1 protein-coding gene is annotated in these 370 nt (G+C 43.0%); it reads right to left on the bottom strand.

Going from position 1 to position 370, the window contains the following annotated elements; all coding sequences use genetic code 11:
- Positions 1 to 97: 97 nt before the first annotated feature.
- On the bottom strand, positions 98 to 370 hold a 273-nt coding region (locus tag HMPREF2890_RS09125; RefSeq protein WP_210394710.1), incomplete at its 5' end, for a hypothetical protein.

Genomic DNA, 370 nt, shown 5'->3' on the forward strand with positions numbered 1-370 from the left:
GAAGACTTGCACGTACAGACGATTTGGTTTATTGCATTCGTTCGGGGCATAATGCCCCCTTTGCAGACATTTCGGAATATATCCTGGGCTTATTTACTTACTCAAAACGAATTCCGAAGTCCTCTTTGAATTGATTTAAGATGGGGCGCATAGTGCCTTCGTCCCAATTAGACTCTAGACCTCGCTTGTAGATAGAGATAATACGCTCTGCTACAGCCCAATCTCCACCGCTCATTAATGCTTTCTGATGAATGCAGTGAGGAATATAGGTGTAGTATAGCCAATAGCTACTATTGCTGTCTTCCCCGGTGTAAGTAACTTCCTCTATTTGCGACACATCATTCAACATTGTGCTATCCACATTTTCCGA

The organism is Porphyromonas sp. HMSC065F10 (genome assembly GCF_001808555.1).
Lineage (GTDB): Bacteria > Bacteroidota > Bacteroidia > Bacteroidales > Porphyromonadaceae > Porphyromonas_A.